This window comes from Falsiroseomonas oryziterrae, from assembly GCF_021864505.1.
Taxonomy (GTDB): Bacteria; Pseudomonadota; Alphaproteobacteria; order Acetobacterales; family Acetobacteraceae; genus Falsiroseomonas; species Falsiroseomonas oryziterrae.
Genome location: NZ_JAKJIB010000230.1, coordinates 1 through 6699, shown reverse-complemented (window position 1 = coordinate 6699; position 6699 = coordinate 1). Strand labels below are relative to the sequence as shown.

The 6699-nt window shown below is 72.5% G+C and carries 8 protein-coding genes; 6 read left to right on the top strand and 2 right to left on the bottom strand.

The window, feature by feature from the left end:
• Positions 1-249: 249 nt before the first annotated feature.
• Positions 250-876 carry a transposase gene (locus tag L2I40_RS16435; protein ID WP_237216276.1) on the top strand — a complete coding sequence of 209 codons (627 nt, stop codon included), beginning with the start codon at positions 250-252 and terminating at the stop codon, positions 874-876.
• Positions 877-889: 13 nt separating this feature from the next.
• On the opposite strand, the gene L2I40_RS16430 is transcribed toward L2I40_RS16435, so the two are convergent.
• Positions 890-1504: a DUF6448 family protein gene (locus L2I40_RS16430; RefSeq protein WP_237216275.1), complete on the bottom strand. Its 615-nt coding sequence runs from the start codon at positions 1502-1504 to the stop codon at positions 890-892.
• A gap of 213 nt (positions 1505-1717) precedes the next feature.
• Here L2I40_RS16430 and L2I40_RS16425 point away from each other — a divergent pair, with 213 nt between their 5' ends.
• From L2I40_RS16425 to L2I40_RS16410, 4 genes are all read left to right on the top strand, one after another.
• Positions 1718-2710, top strand: a complete 993-nt coding sequence (locus tag L2I40_RS16425) for a CobW family GTP-binding protein (protein ID WP_237216274.1) — start codon at positions 1718-1720, stop codon at positions 2708-2710.
• The gene (locus L2I40_RS16420) at positions 2710-3732 is read left to right on the top strand and encodes a WD40 repeat domain-containing protein (RefSeq protein ID WP_237216273.1); all 1023 of its coding nucleotides are present in this window, start codon (positions 2710-2712) and stop codon (positions 3730-3732) included. Before L2I40_RS16425 ends, L2I40_RS16420 begins: the two co-directional genes overlap by 1 nt.
• A 106-nt stretch (positions 3733-3838) precedes the next feature.
• Positions 3839-4669, top strand: coding sequence for an aldo/keto reductase (locus L2I40_RS16415; protein WP_237216272.1), 831 nt, complete (start codon positions 3839-3841; stop codon positions 4667-4669).
• Positions 4670-4747: 78 nt separating this feature from the next.
• Positions 4748-5167 carry a DUF3775 domain-containing protein gene (locus L2I40_RS16410; RefSeq protein WP_237216271.1) on the top strand — a complete coding sequence of 140 codons (420 nt, stop codon included), beginning with the start codon at positions 4748-4750 and terminating at the stop codon, positions 5165-5167.
• A gap of 8 nt (positions 5168-5175) precedes the next feature.
• Here L2I40_RS16410 and L2I40_RS16405 read toward each other — a convergent pair whose 3' ends face one another.
• Complete coding sequence (locus L2I40_RS16405; RefSeq protein WP_237216270.1) at positions 5176-5910, bottom strand: DUF1194 domain-containing protein; 735 nt, start codon at positions 5908-5910, stop codon at positions 5176-5178.
• A 131-nt stretch (positions 5911-6041) separates the two neighbouring features.
• Between L2I40_RS16405 and secB the strand changes: the two genes are divergently transcribed.
• The gene (gene secB, locus L2I40_RS16400) at positions 6042-6551 is read left to right on the top strand and encodes a protein-export chaperone SecB (RefSeq protein ID WP_237216269.1); all 510 of its coding nucleotides are present in this window, start codon (positions 6042-6044) and stop codon (positions 6549-6551) included.
• Positions 6552-6699: the final 148 nt, after the last annotated feature.

Here is a 6699-nt window from a genome sequence, read left to right as displayed (position 1 = left end):
GACCTGCGCCTGCACCAGCTGCGCCTTCCGCGCCCGCTCGCGCTGCGCCTCGCGCCGCGCCTGGCCGGGCGCGGCCGCCGCGTTCCGGGCCTCGCCGGCCTCCTGGGTGTCCGGATCGTCGAGTTCCTGCATCCCGGCGACCTAGCGGCCCCGGCCGCCGCGCGCCAACGACAGACGCGTGACCACGGGCCCTGCAATGATAGGTATATAGTCCTTGCGTCGGCCGGCGCCGCGATGCCATCCTGTCCCATGAGCGACGCGTACCGCCCCCTCCTCGACCCCCTCCCGCAAGGCCCGCAGGGCTTCCAGCCCCGCCGCTACCCCCGCCAGGCCTGGGCGCCGATGACCGACGAGGAATGGGCGCTGCTCGGCCCGCTGGTCACCCGCGCCCTCGTCCCCCATCGCGGCCGGCGGGCCGAGAACCCGCGCCGGACCTGGGACGCGATCTTCTGGGTCGCCTGCTCCTCCGGGCCGTGGCGCGACCTGCCGGAGCAGCTCGGGAAAGCCGACACGGCCCACCGCACGCTGCGCCGCGCCGCCCGCTCCGGCCTGCTCGGCAAGCTGCTGATGGGTCTGTCGGATCATCCGAAGGTGAAGCGCGTGCTGGATCCGCTCGGCTGGCGCATCGCCCGCGCCTGGCGCCGCGCCACCCGCCTGCTGACCATGCCGCAGCTGCTGCAGGCCAGGTTCCTCGGCCTGCTCGACGCGCTGCCCTGCCACCCGGACCGCCTGCCCCGGCCCTTTTTGTCCGAAACGATCACGGAGCGCGCGAAGCTGCTGTTCCGCGGTGCGTGGAACCCGGCGCTGCACCGACACCTTCTCCACCTGAACCGCCTGATGGCCGGCGACCGGCGCTGCTGGCGGCTGACGGATTGAGGCGGCGCGCGCGTCAGTCGTGATGCGCCGTCGTGGCGGCCTGATGCACCCCGCCGGCCAGCGCGGCGTGGATGCCCTCGACATAGCCGATGAAGGCGAAGGCGGCGCTCACGCGCTCGCGCGCGGCCTGCACCTCCGCCGCGCTGCGCGGCTCGGCGCTGCCCGGCACGGCCCGGGCGCGCTCCAGCCGCTCCTCGACCTGATGCCGCACCTCGCGCGTCAGCAGTTCGACCAGCGCCTCCGCTTGCCCGGTCTCCAGCGCCCGCTCGGCGGCGGGGATCGCGGGGCCGTAGTCGGTGCCCTTCGGCTGGAGCCCGGTATAGGGCGCGTTCTCGCCGGCGCGATGCAGCCGGACGACGGTTTCCATGAAGTGGCGGTCGGCCAGCGCCCGCGCTTCCGCACCCAGCGCCCGCACCGCCCGCGCCTGCTCGAAGGCCCGGGTGATCTCGACCTCGGCGGCGGCCGGCGCATAGGGCAGCGCGAGGGCCACGTTGCCGGCCTCCAGCGCCCGGAGCGCGGCGCCGGCCACCGGCCCGTCCTCCCCGTCGCAATGCGCTGCCGCCGGCAGCGACAGGACGAGCGCGCCGGCCAGGATGCTGCCCAGGAGCAGTTTGCGGCTGGTCTGCATGGCGGTCCTCCCGGTGCGGCCTGCCCGCGGCTTTCAACGGCCGCCGCACCACGCCAACCAGACGCGCGGGAACCCGCTTCGGTTCGCGCAGGGCCGCGGCGCCGCGCCAGCCCGGCGCCGCGCGGGGACCGGCCATGGCCGGCCCGCGGGGTGGAAGCGGCGCCGGGTTACCATATAACGCGGCCACGATCCCCCACGACCCGGAAGGCGAAGATGTCCCAGAGCCCCGCGGACAACGGTTCCACGCAGATCCCCGTCACCGTCCTCACCGGCTATCTCGGCGCCGGCAAGACCACGCTGCTCAATCGCATCCTCTCGGAGAACCATGGCCGGAAGTTCGCCGTGGTGATCAACGAGTTCGGCGAACTGGGCGTGGACAACGACCTCGTCGTGGACGCCGACGAGGAAGTCTTCGAGATGAACAACGGCTGCATCTGCTGCACCGTGCGCGGCGACCTGATCCGCATCATCGGCGGGCTGATGAAGCGCAAGGGCCGCTTCGACGGCATCATCGTGGAGACCACCGGCCTGGCGGACCCCGCTCCCGTCGCGCAGACCTTCTTCGTGGACGAGGACGTGAAGCGCGCGACCAAGCTCGACGCCATCGTCACCGTGGTGGACGCCAAGCACCTGCCGGCGCGCCTCAAGGACAGCGAGGAGGCGCAGGAACAGATCGCCTTCGCCGACATCATCGTGCTGAACAAGATGGACCTGGTCAGCGCGGCGGAGGCCGACGAGGTCGAGCGCCTGATCAAGGCCATCAACCCCTATGCCGAGATCCGCCGCAGCACGAAGTCCGACGTGCCGCTCGACGCCGTGATCGGCCGCGACGCCTTCAACCTGTCGCGCATCCTGGAGCGCGAGCCGGAATTCCTCTCGGGCGAGGACCACCATGAACACGATTCCGAGGTGAACAGCGTCAGCTTCGAGGTGTCGAAGCCGATCGATGCGGAGAAGTTCAACGCCTGGATCAGCCAGCTGCTGCAGACCAAGGGCCAGGATCTGCTGCGGACCAAGGGCATCCTGCACTACAAGGGCGACAACCGCCGCTTCGCCTTCCAGGCCGTGCACATGATCGCCGATGGCGACTACATCGGCGAGGTGAAGGAGGGCGATCCGCGCAAGTCGAAGATCGTCTTCATCGGCCGCGACCTGAACCGCCCGCAGCTCCGCCGCGGCTTCGAGGCCTGCCAGGTGGAAGGCTGATGGCGGAGGTCTCCGAAGCCGACTTCCTCCTCGCGCAGCGCGGCCGCGCGGCGTCCTTCGACGCCTGGGTGATCGGCGCCGTCTTCGACGAGGCCGACCGCCTCGCCTTCGCGCTCGCCGACGGCACGTTGCGGCTCGGCGGCATGGCGGGCGACTGGACGACCGTCACCGCGCATGACGGCGCCATCCTCTCCGCCTGCCCCGACATCGCGGAGGGCTGGCTGACCGGCGGCGACGACGGGAAGCTGGTGCGCACCGCGCCCGACGGCAGCACGACGATCCTCGCCGACTACAGGGGCCGCTGGGTGGACCATGTGGCCGCGCACCACGCCGGCGTGCGCGCCGCCGCGGTCGGCAAGGCGCTGCACCTGCTCGGCCCCGGCGGGCCGCTCAAGACGCTGACGCATCCCTCCTCGGTCGGCGGCATCGCCTTCGACGCCAAGGGCAAGCGGGTGGCCGCCAGCCACTACAACGGCGCCTCGATCTGGTTCGTCGCGGCGAAGGAGGACAAGCCGCGGTCGCTCGAATGGAAGGGCAGCCACCACGCCATCGCCTTCTCGCCGGACGGCACGCATCTCGTCACGGCGATGCAGGAACCGTCCCTGCATGGCTGGCGCCTGTCGGACGGCCAGCACATGCGCATGTCGGGCTATCCGGGGAAGACGCGCAGCCTCGCCTTCACCTCGCGCGGCCGCTGGCTCGCGACATCCGGCGCGGAATCCGTCGTGCTCTGGCCCTTCTTTGGCGGCGGCCCGATGGGCAAGGCGCCGACGGAACTGGCCGGCGGGGACGAGGTGTTCTGCACCGCCGTCGCCTGCCACCCCCAGCATGAAGTCGTCGCCGCCGGTTTCGGCGACGGCCTGGTGCTGATCGCCGAGATCGCGAGCGGCAAGGTGGTGCCCGTCGCGCCGCCCACCGGCAGCCCGGTCTCGGCATTGTCCTGGAGCCCGAACGGCGCGCTGCTCGCCTACGGCACCGAAGCCGGCCATGCCGGCCTCATCGACCTGGCGAGGCGTCCCTGACAGCGCGGCTTCGCTCGCCCGCGCAACCTGCTCCCTCTCCCGCGAAGCGGGGGAGGGTCGGGGTGGGGGTTCCCCCGCGCCAGCCGCACAAGCTCAAGGAAGCCCGATGACCGTCCCGATCCTCGAAGCCAACGGCATGCGCATGCCGCGGCTCGGCCTCGGCACCTGGCCGATGAAAGGCGCCGAGTGCCAGGCCGCGGTGGAATCCGCGATCTCGCTCGGCTACCGGCACATCGACACCGCCGAGATGTACGGCAACGAGGACGCGGTCGGCGCCGCGCTCAAGGCCTGCGGCCTGCCGCGCGAGCAGCTCTTCGTCACGACGAAGGTGTGGAACGACAAGCCGCGGGGCGACGCGATCCGCCGCGCCTTCGACGCCTCGCTCGCGCGGCTGGCGACGCCCTATGTGGACCTCTTCCTGATCCACTGGCCGAGCCCGGAGCTCGATCTCCGCGACGCGCTGGCGACGCTCGGCGCGCTGCGCGCGGAGGGCCGCGCCAAGGCGATCGGCGTGTCGAACTTCCCGCCCGGCCTGCTGCGGCGCGCGATCGATCAGGGCGTGAACCTCGCCTGCCTGCAGGTCGAGTTCCACGTCTTCCTCGACCAGTCGAAGCTGCTCGGGATCACGCGCGCGGCCGGCATGGCGCTGACCGCCTACTCGCCGGTCGCCAAGGGGTCGAACCTCGACGTCCCTGTGCTGCGCGGCATCGCGGGCAAACATGGCGCGACGCCGGCGCAGGTCGCGCTCGCCTGGCTGCTCGCGCAGCCCGGCGTCGCGATGGTGCCGAAGGCGGCGTCGCCCGCGCGGCAGGAGGAGAACCTGGCCGCGCTCGACCTGCGCCTCGACGAGGACGACATGGCGGCGATCGCCGCCCTGCCGAAGGACCGTCGTTTCGTGAACCCGGCCGGGCTCGCGCCGGATTGGGTGAACGGCTGACGCGGATGTTTCCCGTCGCGGTGGAACCGCTGCGCGGGATGGGGTCTGTTAGCGGCGTCGCACCGCGAGGGGGACCGCATGTCGGACCATGACGACGACGAGGTGGACCTCGGCATCAGCCTGGAATCGGTTGCGCTGGTCGTGGACCACGCCCGCGCCCTGCAGGGCAAGGAGGAGGCCGGGCCCGAGCCGTCCGGCGAGGACGACGCCGGCGAGGCCGCGCTGCTGCGGGAGGCCCCGGACGACCTGACGGAGGGGTCGCTCCGCGCCTTCATCGGCGAACTGAACGAGGACGAGCAGGCGAGCCTGATCGCGCTTGCCTGGGTCGGCCGCGGCGACTACGGCGCGGACGAATGGGACGAGGCGCGCGCGCTGGCCGCCGAGCGCAACGAAGGCCGCGATGCCGCTGAGTACCTGCTGGCGATGGACAACCTCGGCGACCTGCTGGCCGAGGGCGTCGCCGCCTTCGGCCTCAGCATCGAGGACGTGGAGAGATAGGGCGGGCCTCAGGCGCGGTCGATGAGCGGCCCGCCGAGGCCCGCGATCTCGCGGATCAGCTTGCGCCGCACCGCGTTGCCGAAGGCCTCGAAGTCCTCTGCCGCGATGACGAAGGCGCCGGTGCCGCCGATCACGCTCTCCCGGAAATACTGGTCGAGCGGCACCGGCGGCGGCCGGCCGAAGGTCGGGCGGTCGTTCAGGATCGGCAGGCCGTTGATCGTGATGCCCTCCGCCACCGCGCGGTCGCGCGCCTGCTCGGCCGGGGGCCCGCTGTTGTTCACCCCGTCGCCGGAGACGTCGATCACCCGGCGCGTCGCCTCGTAGGGGCAGTCCGCCATCGCGCGCCGCGACGCCTCGATGCCGCCGGAGATCGAGGTCCAGGACAGCGAGGTGCGCGGCGCCTCCGCCAGCGCCTGCGACCAAGCCTCGGCCTCGCGCGCGTTGCCGATGCGGGTCCATGGGATCACCATGCGCTGGTACTCGATGCCGGCCCATTCGATGTAGCAGAGCGCGATGCCGCCCAGCATGCCGCCGCGGATCGCCTCCACCACCCGCGGGTCGGTGACGGCGTTGCGGTAGCCCTCGCGCTGCAGCCGCGCCTCGTCCTCGTCGATCGAGCGGCTGACATCCACCGCCAGCACCAGCGCGACATCCACCGGGTCGGCGGCGCGGGCGGGGCTGGAGGCAAGGCTGGGGGCGAGGGCCGCGGCGGCGCCGGCGGCGATCAGGCTCCTGCGGCGCATGGCGAGGCTCCCGTCGTGAGCCGCCATGGAACCGCAACCGGGGCCCTCGGTTCAAGCGCGCCGTGCCGCTGCTGGCCCGCGGGGCGGGGCCGTGCTAGCCCGGCATCTCCATCGCCAGCCTTGGAATCCCGATGTCGGACGCTCCTTCCTCACCCATCCCGCCCGCCCCGAATGGCGGCCAGAACGGCCAGCCCGCCGCGCCGCTGATGCTGAACCTGCAGTACACGCGCGACCTGTCCTTCGAAGTGCCGGGCGCGCCCGAGATCTTCGTCACGCTGCGGGAACAGCCGCGGGTGGATCTGTCGCTCGACGTGCAGGCCAAGAAGCTCGAGGGCCAGCAGAACGTCTACGAGGTGGCGCTGCAGATCCGCGCCGACGCCAAGGCCGGCGCGACCTCCTGCTTCATCGCCGAGCTCGCCTATTGCGGCGTCTTCACGGTGAACGTGGCGCCGGAGCACCTCGAGCCCGTGCTGCTGGTCGAGTGCCCGCGCCTGCTCTTCCCCTTCGCGCGCAACATCCTGGCCGACGTCACGCGCGACGGCGGCTTCCCGCCGGTGATGCTGTCGCCGATCGACTTCGTCGCGCTGTGGCAGTCCCGCCGCCAGGGCGGCGCCGCGCAGCCGCCGGTCGGCACCGCCTGAGTCGTTCGTTGCCCTCAGACGCCGGGCGGCGGCCATCCGGCCGCGTCACGCCGGAGGCGTGCCTTTCGGCACGACGCTTCGCGCCGGCCACGGACGCGCCGGGCGGGGCTGATGGTCTGGGCGCGGCGCGCCTTCGCGCGCCCGGCCC